Source organism: Micromonospora sp. DT62, from assembly GCF_049847285.1.
In the GTDB taxonomy this organism is placed as follows: domain Bacteria; phylum Actinomycetota; class Actinomycetes; order Mycobacteriales; family Micromonosporaceae; genus Micromonospora; species Micromonospora reichwaldensis.
Genome location: NZ_JBNCOB010000009.1, coordinates 12,337 through 27,635, shown reverse-complemented (window position 1 = coordinate 27,635; position 15,299 = coordinate 12,337). Strand labels below are relative to the sequence as shown.

The window sequence follows — 15,299 nt, the reverse complement described above, 5'->3', positions numbered from 1 at the left end:
GGGTGTTCTTGGCAAGCTTGACCCCATGACGCTGATCCTCCGCTCGGCCATCCTCAACGACATCGGCCTGGTTCGCACCAACAACGAGGACTCCGCCCTCGCCGGTGACCGCCTCGTCGCGGTCGCGGACGGCATGGGCGGCCTGCCCGCGGGCGAGGTGGCGAGCGAGATCGTCATCCGCATCCTGGACGAGCTGAGCCCGCCGACCACCCCCGACGAGGCGGCCGCGGCGCTGCGCGCCGTGGTGAGCACCGCCAACCGGCGCATCCACGCCGCCATCACCGTCGACCCGGCGCGCGACGGCATGGGTACGACGCTGACCGCCGCCCTGCTCGCCGGGGACGCGCTGGTGCTGGCCCAGGTGGGTGACTCCCGCTGCTACCTGCTGCGCAACGGGGAGCTGACCCAGCTCACCCGCGACGACACCTTCGTCCAGGCGCTGGTGGACCAGGGGGCGCTCTCGCCCGAGCAGGCACGGCACCACCCGCAGCGGTCCCTGGTGACCCGGGCGGTGCAGGGCTCGGACACTCCCCCTGCGGTCGGGGTGCTCACGGTGGTCGCCGGCGACCGGCTGCTGCTGTGCAGCGACGGCCTCTCCGACTACGTCGAGGACGGCACGATCGCCGCGACGTTGATCACGTACGGCGACCGTCACCAGTGCGGCGAGCAGCTCGTCAAGCTCGCCCACCAGGCCGGCGCGCCGGACAACGTGACCGTCGTGGTCTCGGACGTCGTCGCCAACTGAGCGCGTCCCGGCTCCTGTCGCGGGCAGCCGCCGCCATCTAGGTAGTTGTGCCATCTAGGTAGTGCCGCTATGTTCCTCGGGTGGATTCCGACCGGCGCGGGCAGTGGCTGCGCGGGGTGCTCGACCTCTGCGTCCTGGCCCTGCTGCGCGAGGGCGAGTCCTACGGCTACCAGCTCGCCCAGGCGCTGGAGGCCGCCGGCATCGGGCCGATCCAGGGCGGCACGCTCTATCCGGTGCTGCTGCGCCTGCAACGCACCGGCCTGGTCACCGCCGAGTGGCGGGAGGGCGCGTCAGGTCCGGCCCGCAAGTACTACCGGCTCACCGACAGCGGGCGGGCGACCCTGCGCCAGGGCGGCAGCGCCTGGCTCGCGTTCGTCGCCCCGGTGACCGGCCTCGTCACGAAGGGGGTCGACGGATGAACGCCGACGAGTGGCTGCGGGTGTTCGCGGCCGAGTTGGACCGGCGCCGGGTCCGGGCGGACGCCGCCCGGCACGTGGTCGCCGAGGCCGCCACGCACCTGCGCGACAGCGGGGGCGACCCGTGGGCCGTCTTCGGCCGGCCGCAGGACTACGCCGCCGCGATCGTCGAGACCATCGGCACCTCGCCCGCCGCGCGTCCCGGACCGGTTCGGCTGCACGCCCGGGGCATCACCAAGCGGTACGGGCGACGCACCGTCCTGCGCGACGCGTCCCTGACCGTCCGGGCCGGGCAGATCGCCGCCGTGATCGGGGCGAACGGCTGCGGCAAGAGCACCTTCCTGCGCGTCTGCGCCGGGCTGGTCTCCCCCGACGCCGGGGACGTGACCGTCTCCGGCCGGGTCGGCTACTGCCCCCAGCAGGGCGGCACCGCCGACTTCCTGCTGCCCGACGAGCACTTCGTGCTGATCGGCGCCGGCCGGGGCGTGGCCCGGGGGCCGGCCCGCCGCGCCGGTCGGGCGGCGGCCCGCCACCTCGGCTGGGAGGCCGACGGCGACGTCCTCGCCCGCAACCTCTCCGGCGGCACCCGGCAGAAGCTGAACCTGACCATGTCCACCCTCAGCGAGCCGGACGTGCTGCTGCTCGACGAGCCCTACCAGGGCTTCGACCAGGGCACGTACGTCAACTTCTGGGACCAGCTCGCCCGGCTGCGCGACGAGGGCCGGGCGATCGTCGTGGTGACCCACCTGCTCAACCAGCTCGACCGGGTCGACCTGGTGCTCGACCTGACCCCGGCCACCCAGGGAGGGCGTGCGTGAACCGCCTCGTCACCGTCGCCGAGATGACCCTGCGGGAGCTGCTGCGCCGTCGGGGCGTGCTCCTGCTGCTGCTGTTGATGCCGCTGGCGTTCTGGCTGATCCGGCGGGACTCGCACGTCGGGCAGTCCGTACGCTCGCTGCTGCTCGGCATCAGCTGGGCCGTCAGCACCGCCGCCCTCTTCGCCACCGGCGCGGCCCGCGAGCTGGAGCCCCGGCTGCGGCTGGCCGGCTACCGCCCGCACGACCTCTACCTCGGCCGGCTGCTCGGCCTGTGGACGGCCGGGCTCATCCTGTCCGTGCCGTTCTTCGTGCTCACCGTCGTGGACGCGCCCGAGCTGCGGCACGGCGGGGTGGCGGTGGCGCTGTTCTGCTGCGTGGGGGTGGCCGCGCCGTTCGGGATGCTGATCGGCGCGCTGCTCCCCCGCGAGCTGGAGGGGACGCTGCTGCTGCTCACCGTGGTGGCGGTGCAGATGCTGATCGACCCGGCCGGCACCGGCGCGAAGCTGACCCCGTTCTGGTCCAGCCGGGAGATCGCCACCTGGGCGGTGGACCACGCCGACTCCGGCTACCTGGCGCGGGGTTCGCTGCACGGGCTGGCCGTCACCGCGCTGCTGATCGGCGCCGTGGCGGCCGTGTTCAGCGTCCGGCTGCGCCGCCGCCGGCACCTCCGACACCTGCCGATCGGCTGACCGGGCGTCGCCGCGGTCACCGGCGATTGCGGTTGCGGCGACCGCCGGGCCGGGATGGGATGGGCGGATGACCGTCCGCCGGGTGAACGCCGAAGAAAGACTGTCCACCAGCTTCGCGCTCGGCGCGTACGCCTTCGAGGCGTCGCCGCGCAGCGTGGCCCGGGCGGAGGAGTTCCGCGGCTACCTGCCCTACAACAAGGGGAACCGGACGCTTGTCGTCGAGGAGGGCGGCACCACGCTGGCCGCCGCCTCGGCCATCCCGATGCGGCAGAACCTGCGCGGCGAGGTGCTGCCGATGGCCGGCGTCGCCGGGGTGGCGAGCCATCCGCTGGCCCGCCGGCAGGGGCACGTACGCACGCTGATGCACCAACTCCTCGACGAGATGCGCGACGAGGGGCACCAGTTGAGCGCGCTCTACCCGTTCCGGCCGTCGTTCTACGCCCGGTTCGGCTACGTGGGGCTGCCGAAGCCGCGTACGGTCACGTTCTCGCCGGCCGACCTGGGCGAGTTGCTCGGCGCCGACCTGCCCGGCGAGGTGGGCTGGGAGCGGATCGGCGAGGGCTACCGGGACTGGCGCGCGTTCACCGAGCGGTGCCTGAACGAGCGGCACGGCTTCGCGATCTTCCCCGGCTACCGGGACGTGGGGTTACGCGACCGTGACGAGCACTGGCTGCTGACGGCCCGCACGGGCGGTACGGTCACCGGCGCGGTGCTCTACCGCATCGACGACCACGGCGGCACGCTCGCCGCCAGCGACCTGCTCGCCGCCGACCCGCTCGCCCGGGCACTCATGTTGCAGTTCTTCGGGCGGCACGTCGACCAGGTGGAGCGGGTGACCGTGCAGGTGCCCGTCGACGAGGTGCCGGAGCTGTGGCTGACCGACCTGGCCGTGCACGTCGAGGCGCGGGTGGCCCGACCGGGTTACTCCGCGCCCATGGCCCGGCTGCTGTCGATCGACGCGCTGGCCGGGCTGCCCGTCGGGCCGGGCCGGGTGCGGGTGGAGCTGACCGGCGACCGGTGGCTGACCGGGTCGTACCTGCTGGACGGCACGACCGGCGCGCTGGAGCTGGTCACCGGGGCCGCCGCCACCGCCGGCTCGCCGCCGACCGCCACGCTGACGGCCGCCGGCCTCTCCGCCCTGGCGTACGGGGTCCTGGATCCGGTCGAGGTGGGCCTGCGGGGGCTGGGCGACGTGTCGACGGACGCGGCGGCGGAACTGCGCCGCCTCTTCCCCCGCCAGAATCCGTACGTCTTCGCCGACTTCTGATCCACGCCCGCCTCCCGGCGGGCGTGGGTCAGTAGGGGTTGCCGTGGCCGGCGGCGCGACCGCGGAGCAGGGCGGTGGGGCGGCCCGGGAGGTGGCGCGCCGCCGACATCGGCGGGCTGGCGGTGTGCGCCCGGTCGGCCATGCCGGCGAAGAGTTCCTTCAGCGCGCTGAGCGCGTCGTGGCGCGGATGCCAGCCCAGCTCCGTCTCGGCGCGCTCGCTCGACATCAGCGGCGCGTGCAGCGCCAGCTCCACCCAGCCGGCGTCGATCGGTTGCAGCCGCGCCCGCCAGGTCAGGGCGGCGGCGACGCGCAGCACCGGGGCGGCGACGGGCACCGTCCAGCCGTGGAAGTGCCGGGCCACCAGCTCCGGGGTCAGCACCGGGTCCGCGGCGACGTTGAACGCGCCGCGCGCGTCACCCAGGACCGCCCGGGCGTACGCGTCGGCGACGTCGTCGGTGTGCACCGCCTGCATCCGCAGCCGAGGGTTCGTCGGCACGAGCGGGATCCGGCCGAAGCGCAGCAGCCGGACGGGCGCGAACGGTCCGAGGAAGTAGCGGGTGATCTCGGTGGCCGCCGCCCGCTGGAAGTTCAGGCCGGGCCGCAGCCGCACCACCCGCAGCCCGGTGTGCTCCCGCTCGGCCCGGTCGAGCAGCGCCTCCACCTCGGCCTTGTCCCGGCTGTACGACGAGCCGGGCACCCCGGTCGCCGGCCAGCGCTCGGAGACCGGGTGGTCCTTCGGGCCGGACGCGTAGACGCCGACCGACGACGCGTACACCAGGGCCGGCACGCCGGCGCGGACCACGGCGTCGATCACGGCCGCGCTGCCGCCCACGTTGGTCCGGTGCAGCACGCGCTGGTCGTGGCTGGGCTGGATCTGCCAGGCCAGGTGCACCACCGCGTCGGCTCCGGCGAAGACCTCGGCGAGCTGGTTGGCCGCCCCGGGCAGGCCGACGTCGCAGGAGTGCCACTCCACCTGGTCGTACGGCTCGCCGCAGTCCGGCCCGGGCAGCCGGCGGGCCACCCCGGCGAGTTCCACTCCGCGTTCCCGCCGCAGCCGGCGCAACAGGGCGGTGCCCGCGTTGCCGGTCGCCCCCACCACCACGATCCGCATGCCCGCCCCGTACCCGGTCAGCCCCGGCTCAACCGCCGATCACGGCCACCGTCGGGAGGAGGGCGAGCGGCGCGCCCGTCAGGGGCGGGGCGAGTGGCGGACCCAGTTCTTCTGCCCGCCCCGGCGGCGACCCTGCGAGGCGGCGAGGCAGCGCGGGCAGATCCGGCCGACGGGGTCCGCCTCGGTGAGCACGTCCGTCGACGTGTACTCGAACCGCACGTGCGGGAAGCGGCGCAGCCGGGTCCGGCTGAGCGGGAGCCCGCAGACGGTCTGGTTCTGACCCGGCAACCAGGCGTGCACCTCGCCGGCCGGTTCCCGTACGCCGTCCGGGCCCGCCCCCTCGCTCGACGCCGCCACGGCCGGGTTGCTGCTCATCCTCATACGGACACGATTCCCCCACGCGCCCCCGCCATGCCTGCACCCCCACCCCCCACCCCCACCGTTCGTCGCCCGCACCGCCGGTCAGGCCTGACCTTTTCCCGTACGCCCGGAGGTGCCCGTACCGGGCCTGCCTCATCCCGTACGCCCGGAGACGCCCGCCCACGACGGGAGGGCGTCTCCGGCGGCGGTTGCCTGCACCCGGCCGGCCCTCACCCGGCGGCGCCCGTGTCACGTCGACCGGGGGTCTCCAGCCTCGAACTGATCGTCGTGAAACCTCCGCCGGAGCGGGCGGCGTCGGCGATGGCCGTGAGCACCTCGAGGACATGGAGCCCCCGGGTCGCCGCAGCCAGCGCGGGCCGCCCCGCCAGGATGGCCCTGGCCATCTCGACCAGGCCCATCCCCATGAATCCGTCGGAGTCCCGTGGGCCGGGCAGCACCTCGACGAAGTCGGTGCTGCCCGCTGCCCTGAGCAGCACGGGGCCGCCCCACGAGTTGGCCTGCGCCGCGACGATTGTGCCCTCGGTGCCGTGGATCTCAAGGTGCGGCGTACGCGTCGCCACGACGTCGAAGCTGGTCACCAGCATGCCCATGGCCCCGCTGGCGAACTCCAGGACGCTGTTGATGTGGGTGGGTGTCTGCACGCTGAAGGTCGACCCCGCGCGGGGTCCGGCCAACACGACGCGTTCGGTACGCGCGGTCGCGCCCAGCGCCCCCACCCGGACGACGGAACCCATGAGTTCGGTCAGGACCGTGAGGTAGTACGGACCGATGTCGAACAGGGGTCCGGCGCCCTCCTGGTAGAGGAACTCCGGCTCGGGGTGGAACCGCTCCGGCCCGGCGTTCATCATGGCGGCGTTCACCGAGGTCGGGGTGCCGATCGCGCCTTCGGCGAGCAGCGCGGCGCAGGTCTGCGCCCCGACGCCCAGGAAGGTGTCCGGCGCGGTGCCGACCTGCAACGACCGCGCCCGGGCGGCCTCGACGATGCGGTGCCCGTCGGCCATGGTGGTCGCCAGGGGCTTCTCCGTGTAGACGTGCTTGCCGTGCTCCAGGGCGCGCAGGGTCACCTCGGCGTGCGCCCTGGGTGGGGTCAGGTTGAGGACCAGGTCGATGTCCGGATGGGTCAACAGGGCGTCGACCGGGTGCACCTCCGGCACCGCGTGGGCAGCGCCGAGCGCCCGCGCGCGCGCCGGGTCGGCGTCGGCGCAGGCGACGACGGTGACCGCCGGGTCCCCGGCGAGGTTGGCCAGATAGCGGGAACTGACGTTTCCGCACCCCACGACCCCCACCCGCACGGACCCTCCGTCGTGGACCATGTCAGGAGAGCCTGATCTCGTGGCCGGCCCGCGCCGACTCGTAGATCCCGTCGAGCATGCGCATGACCTCCGTGCCGTGGGAGACGGGGGCCACCTGCTCGGCCTCTCCCAGGCACAGCGCCACGAAGTGCGCGATTTCATTGGCGAACCCCTCGGCGAAGTCGAAGCTGAGGTGGTCGATCTGGGGTCCCACGTTGAGGACGGTGTCGTGCATCTCGGTGGCGATCCGAAGCTGGGGTTCGAGTTCCGCGCCACCGCGCTCGCCGAACACCGCCACTTCGAGGCGGTCCTCGAGCGCGTGCAGGGAGTAGCTGGTCTCCAGCGTCAGGGACGCCCCGTTGTCGAAGCGGATGAGGGCCGCCGCGAAGTCCTCGACGTCGCTCTGGGTCGGGTCGTAGTCCGCGACCTTGTACCGCGACAACGACGTGACGTTGGCCCGGTTGCCCAGCCGGGTGTGGGTGACCGCGCTGACCGTGACGGCCTTCGGGGTGCCCATGAAGTACCAGCAGAGGTCGAGGACGTGCACGCCGATGTCGATGAGCGGTCCCCCACCGGACCGCTTGTGGTCCGCGAACCAGCCACCGGGGTTGCCGAGCCGTCGGATGTTCGTCGCGCGCGCGTGGTAGACGTCGCCCAGCAGCCCGGCGTCGACGAACGACTTGAGGACCTTGGCGTTCGCGCCGAAGCGCCGGACGAAGCCGACCTCCAGGTGCCTGCCGCTGCGCTCGACGGCCTCGACGAGCGCCTCGGCCTCGCCGGCCGTACGGCTCAACGGCTTCTCCACCAGCACGTGCTTGCCGGCGTCGAGCGCCGCCGTGGCGATCTCCGCGTGGCTGTCGTTCCACGTGCAGATGCTCACCGCGTCGATCTCGGGGTCGGCGAGCAGGCTGTCGAGCGTCGGGTGCACGCGGGTCACGCCGAAGGTCTCGGCCTTCTGCGCGCTCCGCTCCTGGTTGACGTCGAACACCCCGACGAGGTGGACGTCCGGGTTGGCGGCGTACGCGCCCAGGTGCATCTCCGCGATGCTCCCGACGCCGATCACGCCCACGCCGAGCCGGCTCACTTCGCCGCCTCCGCCTCGGCGAAGAGCCGCTTCGCGTTGGCCAGACCGATCGGGTTGGCCATCAGGCACTCCTCGATGCCCTCGAACTCGATGGACACGAAGCCGTCGTAGCCGGCGTCGACGATGCCCCGCACGATCCTGCGCATGTCGAGGTCGCCGTAGCCGACGATGGAGCCGAGCAGGTAGTTGCCGCCGGGGGTGTGGTGCCAGCCCTCGCCGGGGTACTGCGAGCGGACGTAGAAGTCCTTCAGGTGCACGATGCTGGCGTACGGGGCGTTCTCGGCGACCGACACCACCGGGTTGTCGTCCACCGACATGAAGTTTCCGACGTCGAGGGTCGTCTTGAAGTTCGGCTCGTCGACGAGATGGATGAGCCGGCGTACGCGCTCACCGCCGTTCATCAGCAGCCCGTGGTTCTCCACGCTGGTGGTGATGCCGTACGGGGCGGCGTACTGGGCGATCTCCTTGCACGCCTCCACCATGCGGGGCAGCAGCGCCTCGAACTCGGCGATGTCCTTCGCCCGGTGGGCCCACTTGGCGACGTCGTGGCGGAAGAGCTTGATGTCCAGCGCGGCGGCCACCTCGATGTGCCGCTTGACCCGCTGCATGCTCTTCTCCGCGCCCTCGCCGAGGAGGTCGGCCGGGACGACGAGGTTGGACAGGGTGACGCCCTGGTCGGCCGCGCGGGTCTTGATCTCCTGGACGAATCCGGGGTCCTGGTCGAGGGTGGAGGTGTCGTTGGAGATCTCCGGGGAGAGCGACACCGTCGCGATCTCCATGTGGGTGGCGTCGCTGGCGCCGATCCAGTCGATCACCTCGAAGAGGCTCATCCGGTTGGTGCGCAGGTGCTGGTAGAAGGAGTAGGAGCTGAAGCCGAACTGCACGGGTACTTTCCTTCGGTCGGGGTTGGCGGGGTCAGGAGGAGAGCGCGGCGTACTGGCGGCGTCGTTCCGCCTGCCGCGCCGGGTCGGGGATGGGCGACGCCATGAGCAGCCGCTTCGTGTACGCATGGCGCGGTCGTGACGTGACGGTGTCACCGTCACCGGTCTCCACGATGCGGCCCTTGAGCATGACCGCGACCCGGTGGCAGATGTAGCGGACCACCGACAGGTCGTGGGAGATGAAGAGGTACGCGACGCCGGTCTGCTCCTGGATGTCGATGAGCAGGTCGAGGATGCGTGCCTGGGTGGAGAGGTCGAGGGCGCTGACCGGTTCGTCGCAGACGATGAGTCGGGGCTTCAGCGCGAGGGCGCGGGCGATGGCGATCCGCTGCCGTTGCCCGCCGGAGAACTCGCGCGGGTACCGCCGTCCGGCGTCGGCTTCCAGGCCGATCTGGCCCAGCAGCTGACCGATCCGCGCGGAGGCTTCGGCCCCGGGCACCCCCTGCGCCCTGAGCGGCTCGGCAAGGATGCTCTCCACGGACATCGCCGGGTTGAGCGACGAGTACGGATCCTGGAAGACGACCTGGATGTCCCGGCTCAGGGCCCGGCGGGCGCGCCGGTTCGCGTGGGTGATGTCGGCGCCGTCGAACGTGACCGTGCCGGCGCTGATCGGGGCGAGTCCCAGGAGCGCGCGGCCCAGGGTCGTCTTTCCCGAGCCGGACTCGCCGACCAGGCCGACCGTCTCGCCCGCCCCGATCTGCATCGAGACGTCGTGCAGCGCGTGGAAGGACGGACTGCGCCACCGGGACCCGCGATAGACGACGTTGACGTCGCGGACGTCGAGCAGCGGGGCGTCGGAATCGTTGCGGGTGCTCATGACTGCACCTCCTGAAGGTCGTCGCGCGACCGCCGGGGAGGGGCGTCCTCCAGGGTCGCGTCCAAGAGCATGCGGGTGTACTCGTGCTGCGGGTTGGCGAAGAGTTCGGCGACGGGTTGCTGCTCGACGACGAGGCCGTCCCGCATCACCGCGACTCGGTCGCAGAGGTCGGCGACCACACCCAGGTTGTGGGTGACCAGGATGAGGCCCATGTTGCGCTCCCGTTGCAGGTCACGGAGGAGTTCGAGGACCTCCACCTGGACCGTGACGTCGAGGGCGGTGGTCGGCTCGTCCGCGATCAGCAGCTCGGGATCGCAGGAGACGGCGCCCGCGATGAGCACCCGCTGCGCCATTCCTCCGCTGAGCTGGTGGGGGTAGGCGGCGAGCGTGCGGGCGGGGTCGGGAATGCCGACGCGTTCGAGCAGGTGCAGGGCCCGCTCGTGCGCGGCCTTCCTGGACAGGTTGAGCTTGCGCCGCATCGGCTTCGTCAGCTGGGCGCCGACGGTGAAGGACGGGTCCAGGTTGGACATCGGCTCCTGCGGCACGTAGGCCATCTGCGGCCCGCGCAGCTTCTGCAACTCGCCCTCGCGCAGCCCGATCAGGGACCGCCCGTCGAGGGAGAGGTGCCGGGCGGACACGGAGGCGTCGGGTGGCAGGAGTCCGAGGATCGCGAAGGACGTCTGGGACTTTCCGGAGCCGGACTCCCCGACCAGGCCGAGCACCTCTCCCCGCGCGACGTGCAGTGACACGCCCCGCACCACGTCCTTGGCGGCTCCGTCCTCGGCCACGTACCGCACCGACAGGTCCTCGACACGGAGCAGGGTGTCCGCGGGGAGGGCGGTCGCGGGCGTACGGTCGGCTTCGTCCTGGATGACCGTCGGGTCGTCCCGGCGGGCGGACCGCGCGGCCCGCTTGGCCTTGGGTTTGCGGCTGACCCCCAGCGAATCCGCCAGGGCCGTGCCGAAGAGCACGAGTGCCATGACCGTGAGGCCGATGGCGACGCCGGGGGCGATGACCAGCTCGGGCGCGCGGTGGAAGTTCTGGAAGGCGTTGCTGAGCTCGCCACCCCAGCTGGGGCGCTGCGGGTCGCCGAAGCCGAGGAACTCCAGGCCGGACTGGACGATGATCGCCATGCCGAAGATGAACGAGGACCGCACGAGGACCGGCCCCAGCACCACAGAGAGCACGTGGCGGAAGATGATGCGCAGGTCGGAGAGCCCCGCGACGCGGGCGGCGTCGAGGTAGAGCTCCTCGCGCACCGCGATCACGGCACTCCGGGTCAGCCGGAAGATGTCCGGCGACGCCAGCACGCCAAGGGTGATCATCGTCGGGGCGAGGCCGCTGCCGAGGGAGGCGATCACCACGATGATGATGAGGATCTCCGGCAGGGACATCAGCATGTTGAAGATCCAGCTCGACACCCCGTCGAACCGCTTCGCGCGGTAGCCGGCGAGCAGACCTGCGGGAATCCCGCACAGGAGGGCGACGGCGACCATGATCGCGCCCGCCTGGAGGCTCACCCGGCCGCCGTACAGGAGGCGGCTGAGGATGTCCCGCCCGTTGCCGTCCGTGCCGAGCGGGTGGTCGCCGCTCGGCGGGCGGAGCGCCTCCGAGAGCACCACCAGGTTCGGGTCCTGCGTGGCGAGCAGCGGCGCGAGCAGACTCGCCGCGACGATGGCCAGCAGGACGCCGCCCGCCACCACGCCCATCGGGTTACGCAGGAAGGAGCGGAATCTCCTGGCTGTCAGGCCCGCGCGGGCCGTCACGTCGGCGCTCATGCGTTCCGTACCTTCGGGTTCAGGGCGGCGTAGAGGATGTCGACCGCGAGATTGACGAGTACGACGACGAGCACGGTGAAGAGCAGGACGCCCATGATGACGGGGATGTCGCTGTTGCCCGAGGCGTTGATGGCGACGGCGCCGATGCCCTGGAGGCCGAACACGCGCTCGATGATGGCGGCGCCGCTCATCGCCGCGATGAACTGGAGGGAGAGCATCGTCAGCGCTGGCGGAGCCGCGTTGCGCAGGACGTGGGTGAGCAGGATCTCGCGCTGCGAGAGGCCCCGGCTGCGCAGCGTACGGACGTAGTCCTGGCTGTTGACGGTGATCACGGAGTTCCGCAGTTGCTGGGCGATGGCGGCGATCGAACCGATCGACAGCGCGACGATCGGCAGGGTGATGGACCAGAGCCAACCGCTGGGTGAGTCGTTCAGGTGCACGTAGCCCGTGGCGGGGAACCAGCCCAGCTGCACGGCGAAGACCAGGGCCAGGATGATCGCGACCCAGAAGTTCGGCAGGCTGAAGCCGAACACCATGAACACCTGGAGTACGCGGTCGAACGTCCCGGGCCGGGTCGCCGCGAGCAGTCCGAGCACGACACCGAGGACGGCGGCCACCAGGACGGCGCCCAACGCGAGGGAGACGGTGACCGGCAACCGGGTCACGATGAGGTCGCTCACGTCGGTGTTCTGCGCGGACGAGACCCCCAGGTCACCGCGTACGACCCCGCCCAGCCAGCTCAGGTACTGCTCGACGAGCGGCCGGTCGAGGCCGAGCTGCTCCCGCTTGACCGCGACCTGTTCCTCGGTGGCGTAGAGGCCGAGCGCGCCCCGGGCCGGATCGGAGCCGGTGAGCATGAGGAAGAAGAACATCCCCGTCACGACGGAGAACGCCAGCAGCAGGCCCGTGGCCAACCGCCGACCGATGAAGCCCAGCATGCCTGCTACCTCCTAGATGAGCTGTAGTGATCCACCGGATGGGCCGGACCGTTGCCCGACCCATCCGGGGTCGATCGGCGGTTACTTCGCCGGGGCGAAGAAGCGGAGGCTCGGCATGAGCTGCGCCTGCTGCATGGTCACGTCGATGTCCGACTTGAACAGGTAGACGTTCTCCTGCGTGACGATCGGCGCGAACCAGGCCTGCTCGACGAGGTGGGTGTTCAGCTCCTTGTAGAGGGCGGCCTGCTTGTCACCCTGCGCGGCCGGGATCTCCTTGAGCAGCCGGGTGACGGTCTCGTCGGTGTACTTGAAGTTGTTCCACAGCGACGTCGGGGTGAGCTTGTTCAGCACGTCCGTCCACGCCGGGATGTTCGTGGAGAACGAGAGCATGAAGGCCGGCTGACCCTTGAGGGTCTCCAGGCCGCCGTTGGCGAAGCCGTTGACCGGCACCTGCTCGACCGTGATGCCCACGTCGCCCAGGTACTGGGTGACGATCGGCACCAGCGGGGACATGAAGCCCTCGCTGTACGAAACCTTGATCTTGAAGCCGCTGCCGTAGCCCGCCGCGGCCAGCAGCTCACGCGCCTTCGCCGGGTCGTACGGGTAACGCGTGTTCAGCTCCGGCACCCACGCCTCGCTGGCCGGGTTGAAGGTCTGCGTGGAGACCTGGCCGAAGCCGCCGTAGTGGGTGTCGAGGATGGCCTTGCGGTCGAGCGCGTGGTTGATCGCCTGCCGCACCCGCACGTCGCCGAGTGCCGCCGACGCCTTGCCGGCACGGTCCTGGAGGATGATGCCCTGCCACTCGCCGGGCACCGTCTTGACGGTGAGCCCGTCGGTCTTGGCCTTCGGCACCATGTCGGGGGTGCCGTACATGAACTGGATCTGGCCGGTGGCGAGCGCGTTGTACCGGGCGGTGAACTCCTCGTACGGGCGGATCACGACGTTCTCGAAGGGGAACGCCTCGCGGTTCCAGTAGCCGTCGCGCGCCTTGAACGTGTACTTGACGCCCTTCTCGGAGGCGCCCGCGTCGTACGTGTAGGGCCCGGAGCCCACCGGGTTCGAGGCGATGTTGCCCGCGCTGAGCGCCGTGGGGCTCACCATGTACCCCGTGTACGTCGCCAGGGCGGCCAGGAGGCCGGGGCTGGGCTCGCTGAGGTGCAGGCGCGCCGTGGCCTTGTCCACGACCTCGACGCGCTCGATCGCCCGGGCCCCCTCGGAGGCGCTGCCCGCCCCCTTCTTGCGCGCCTCGAGGTTGACCTTCACCACGTCCGCGTCGAAGGCGGCGCCGTCACTGAAGGTCACACCGTCGCGCAGCTTCAGGGTGAGCTCGGTGAGGTCGGCGTTGTACTCGTACGAGGTGGCCAGGTTGCCCTCGATCTTCGACTCGGCCGTCTTGCGGAGCAGCGGGTCGTAGACGGCCTCCGCGTAGTGGATGACCGCGCCTTCCTTCATCTCGGCGGGGTCCCAGGTCAGCAGGTCGCCGTTGTTGCCCAGGACGAGCTGGGACGAGCCTGCTTCATTCGCCTGCCCGCCACCGCTACAACCGGCGAGGGCGAGAGCGACTACGGCAAACGCTGCCGTCAGCGTGCGTGTCAGTTGCACCGTGTTCCCTTCTGTTGCTGCAAAGCCAGCGCCGGTCGGCGTCGCTCCGGATGAACGGGGATCGGATCAGCGGATCAGGCGATCCCGAGTTGTTGGCTCATGACCATGGCGGTCGCGCCGCGCAGGACGATGTCGTCGCCGAGCTCCGAGAGCCGCAGGACGATGTCGCCGTGGACCTCTGTCAGGGCGCGCTGCCGGATGGTTTCCATCGCCGCGGCGGCCAGTGGTCCCTCCAGCACCCGGTGCGGCCCGCTGAGGACGATCTCCGAGACGTTGATGGCGGCCACGATCGGGGCCAGCACCGAACCGAGTGCCTCGCCCGCGGCGGCGAGGACCCGGGTGTGCTCCGCGTCCGTACGGGCTTCCGAGAGGTCTTCCTGGATGCGCCGGGTCGACAGCCAGGTCTCGAGGCAGCCGAACTTTCCGCAGACACAGGCCCGCTCGCTGCCGGTGTCCACGACCACGTGGCCGATCTCGCCGGCCGCGAACCTGCTGCCCAGGACGGGCGTGCCGCCGAGCAGCAGACCCGCCCCCACGCCGACACCGACCCGGACGAGGAGGGTGTCGGCAGCGCTCTCGCCGTAACTGCGCTCGGCGAGCGCGGTGGCGTTGGCGTCGTTCGACACGACCACGGGACAGCCGAACTGCTCGGTCAGCACCGACCGGAGGTTGAGGTCCTTCCACCCCAGGTTGGGTGCGCTGAGGACGACGCCACCGAGGTCCACGATCCCCGGGATGCCGATGCCGATGCCGAGCAGCGGCGCCGTCACCTGTTCGCGCAACGCCCCGACGAGACCGACGACCTTCGCCAACGCGTCGGCTCCGGTGCTGCCCTCGATCTCGACCTGATGGCGAGCCACCACCGAGCCGCCGAGGTCGAGCACGGCCCCCCGGTAGAGCGTCGAGTGGCTCAGGTCGACGGCGATCGCCTGGTAGGCGTGCTCGTTGAACTCGAGCATCATGGCCGGCTTCCCGGGCCGCGTCCCCGCCCGCGTACCGACCTCGACCACGAGGTCGTCCGCGAGGAGGTCGCTCACGACGTCCGAGACCGAGACCCTCGTCAGCCCTGTGCGTCGCGCCAGATCCGCCCGGCTGTGCGGCCCTTCCCGGTAGAGCGTGCGCAGCAGCAACTCGCGGTTGTGCACGCGGGCCTGCTCCGGGAGCACCTTCTCGCCGGAACGGACCCGGGCCGGAACCCGGTCTCGCCGCAGGGTCCCCACCGCGCGGCCCTGGGGCTCCGGCGGTGTGGTTCCCGTCTCATCAATGCAGGTCACCCGGTTAGTACAGGCGGCTAACAAACCGTGGACAAGAACGCGGCTCGCGTTGTTCCCAAGTTGTTACATTCCCATGGCCCGCTTTTTGCGGCAGCTTCGGCCAGTCAACACCCCTGGTAGAGCCGCCGACCACGGCGCTGGACGGG

Annotated in this window: 15 protein-coding genes; 5 read left to right on the top strand and 10 right to left on the bottom strand. The window is 71.5% G+C overall.

Features of this window, described 5'->3' with window-relative positions:
- Nucleotides 1-25 precede the first annotated feature (25 nt).
- The 5 genes from ACPXCB_RS15225 to ACPXCB_RS15205 all read left to right on the top strand — a co-directional run bounded on the left by ACPXCB_RS15225 (nt 26) and on the right by ACPXCB_RS15205 (nt 3,935).
- On the top strand, nt 26-745 hold the full coding sequence (locus tag ACPXCB_RS15225) for a PP2C family protein-serine/threonine phosphatase (protein ID WP_425875905.1): 720 nt from the start codon (nt 26-28) through the stop codon (nt 743-745).
- A gap of 80 nt (nt 746-825) precedes the next feature.
- The gene (locus ACPXCB_RS15220; protein WP_358087716.1) at nt 826-1,164 is read left to right on the top strand and encodes a PadR family transcriptional regulator; all 339 of its coding nucleotides are present in this window, start codon (nt 826-828) and stop codon (nt 1,162-1,164) included.
- Entirely contained in the window at nt 1,161-1,979 is an 819-nt protein-coding gene (locus ACPXCB_RS15215) for an ATP-binding cassette domain-containing protein (RefSeq protein ID WP_425875903.1), read from the top strand. The genes ACPXCB_RS15220 and ACPXCB_RS15215 overlap by 4 nt, the downstream gene beginning before the upstream one ends.
- Entirely contained in the window at nt 1,976-2,668 is a 693-nt protein-coding gene (locus ACPXCB_RS15210) for a hypothetical protein (protein ID WP_425875901.1), read from the top strand. Before ACPXCB_RS15215 ends, ACPXCB_RS15210 begins: the two co-directional genes overlap by 4 nt.
- Before the next feature lie 67 nt (nt 2,669-2,735).
- Nucleotides 2,736-3,935 carry a GNAT family N-acetyltransferase gene (locus ACPXCB_RS15205; protein ID WP_425875899.1) on the top strand — a complete coding sequence of 400 codons (1,200 nt, stop codon included), beginning with the start codon at nt 2,736-2,738 and terminating at the stop codon, nt 3,933-3,935.
- Nucleotides 3,936-3,963: 28 nt separating this feature from the next.
- Here the strand turns inward: ACPXCB_RS15205 and ACPXCB_RS15200 are convergent, their stop codons facing one another.
- The 10 genes from ACPXCB_RS15200 to ACPXCB_RS15155 all read right to left on the bottom strand — a co-directional run bounded on the left by ACPXCB_RS15200 (nt 3,964) and on the right by ACPXCB_RS15155 (nt 15,153).
- Nucleotides 3,964-5,046 (bottom strand): NAD-dependent epimerase/dehydratase family protein, encoded by a 1,083-nt coding sequence (locus tag ACPXCB_RS15200; RefSeq protein ID WP_425875897.1) that lies wholly within the window; start codon nt 5,044-5,046, stop codon nt 3,964-3,966.
- A 78-nt stretch (nt 5,047-5,124) separates the two neighbouring features.
- Entirely contained in the window at nt 5,125-5,421 is a 297-nt protein-coding gene (locus tag ACPXCB_RS15195) for a hypothetical protein (RefSeq protein WP_425875895.1), read from the bottom strand.
- A gap of 215 nt (nt 5,422-5,636) precedes the next feature.
- The gene (locus ACPXCB_RS15190) at nt 5,637-6,719 is read right to left on the bottom strand and encodes a Gfo/Idh/MocA family protein (RefSeq protein ID WP_425875893.1); all 1,083 of its coding nucleotides are present in this window, start codon (nt 6,717-6,719) and stop codon (nt 5,637-5,639) included.
- Between the two features lie 22 nt (nt 6,720-6,741).
- Nucleotides 6,742-7,803, bottom strand: a complete 1,062-nt coding sequence (locus ACPXCB_RS15185; RefSeq protein WP_425875891.1) for a Gfo/Idh/MocA family protein — start codon at nt 7,801-7,803, stop codon at nt 6,742-6,744.
- A complete protein-coding gene (locus ACPXCB_RS15180) occupies nt 7,800-8,687 on the bottom strand; it encodes a sugar phosphate isomerase/epimerase family protein (RefSeq protein ID WP_425875889.1) in 888 nt (295 codons plus the stop codon). The genes ACPXCB_RS15185 and ACPXCB_RS15180 overlap by 4 nt, the downstream gene beginning before the upstream one ends.
- 31 nt (nt 8,688-8,718) lie before the next feature.
- On the bottom strand, nt 8,719-9,561 hold the full coding sequence (locus ACPXCB_RS15175) for an ATP-binding cassette domain-containing protein (RefSeq protein ID WP_425875887.1): 843 nt from the start codon (nt 9,559-9,561) through the stop codon (nt 8,719-8,721).
- A complete protein-coding gene (locus ACPXCB_RS15170; protein ID WP_425875885.1) occupies nt 9,558-11,339 on the bottom strand; it encodes a dipeptide/oligopeptide/nickel ABC transporter permease/ATP-binding protein in 1,782 nt (593 codons plus the stop codon). Before ACPXCB_RS15170 ends, ACPXCB_RS15175 begins: the two co-directional genes overlap by 4 nt.
- The gene (locus tag ACPXCB_RS15165) at nt 11,336-12,277 is read right to left on the bottom strand and encodes an ABC transporter permease (RefSeq protein ID WP_425875883.1); all 942 of its coding nucleotides are present in this window, start codon (nt 12,275-12,277) and stop codon (nt 11,336-11,338) included. Before ACPXCB_RS15165 ends, ACPXCB_RS15170 begins: the two co-directional genes overlap by 4 nt.
- 81 nt (nt 12,278-12,358) lie before the next feature.
- Nucleotides 12,359-13,879 (bottom strand): ABC transporter substrate-binding protein, encoded by a 1,521-nt coding sequence (locus ACPXCB_RS15160; protein ID WP_425875881.1) that lies wholly within the window; start codon nt 13,877-13,879, stop codon nt 12,359-12,361.
- Between the two features lie 74 nt (nt 13,880-13,953).
- Nucleotides 13,954-15,153 (bottom strand): ROK family transcriptional regulator, encoded by a 1,200-nt coding sequence (locus tag ACPXCB_RS15155; RefSeq protein ID WP_425875879.1) that lies wholly within the window; start codon nt 15,151-15,153, stop codon nt 13,954-13,956.
- Nucleotides 15,154-15,299: the final 146 nt, after the last annotated feature.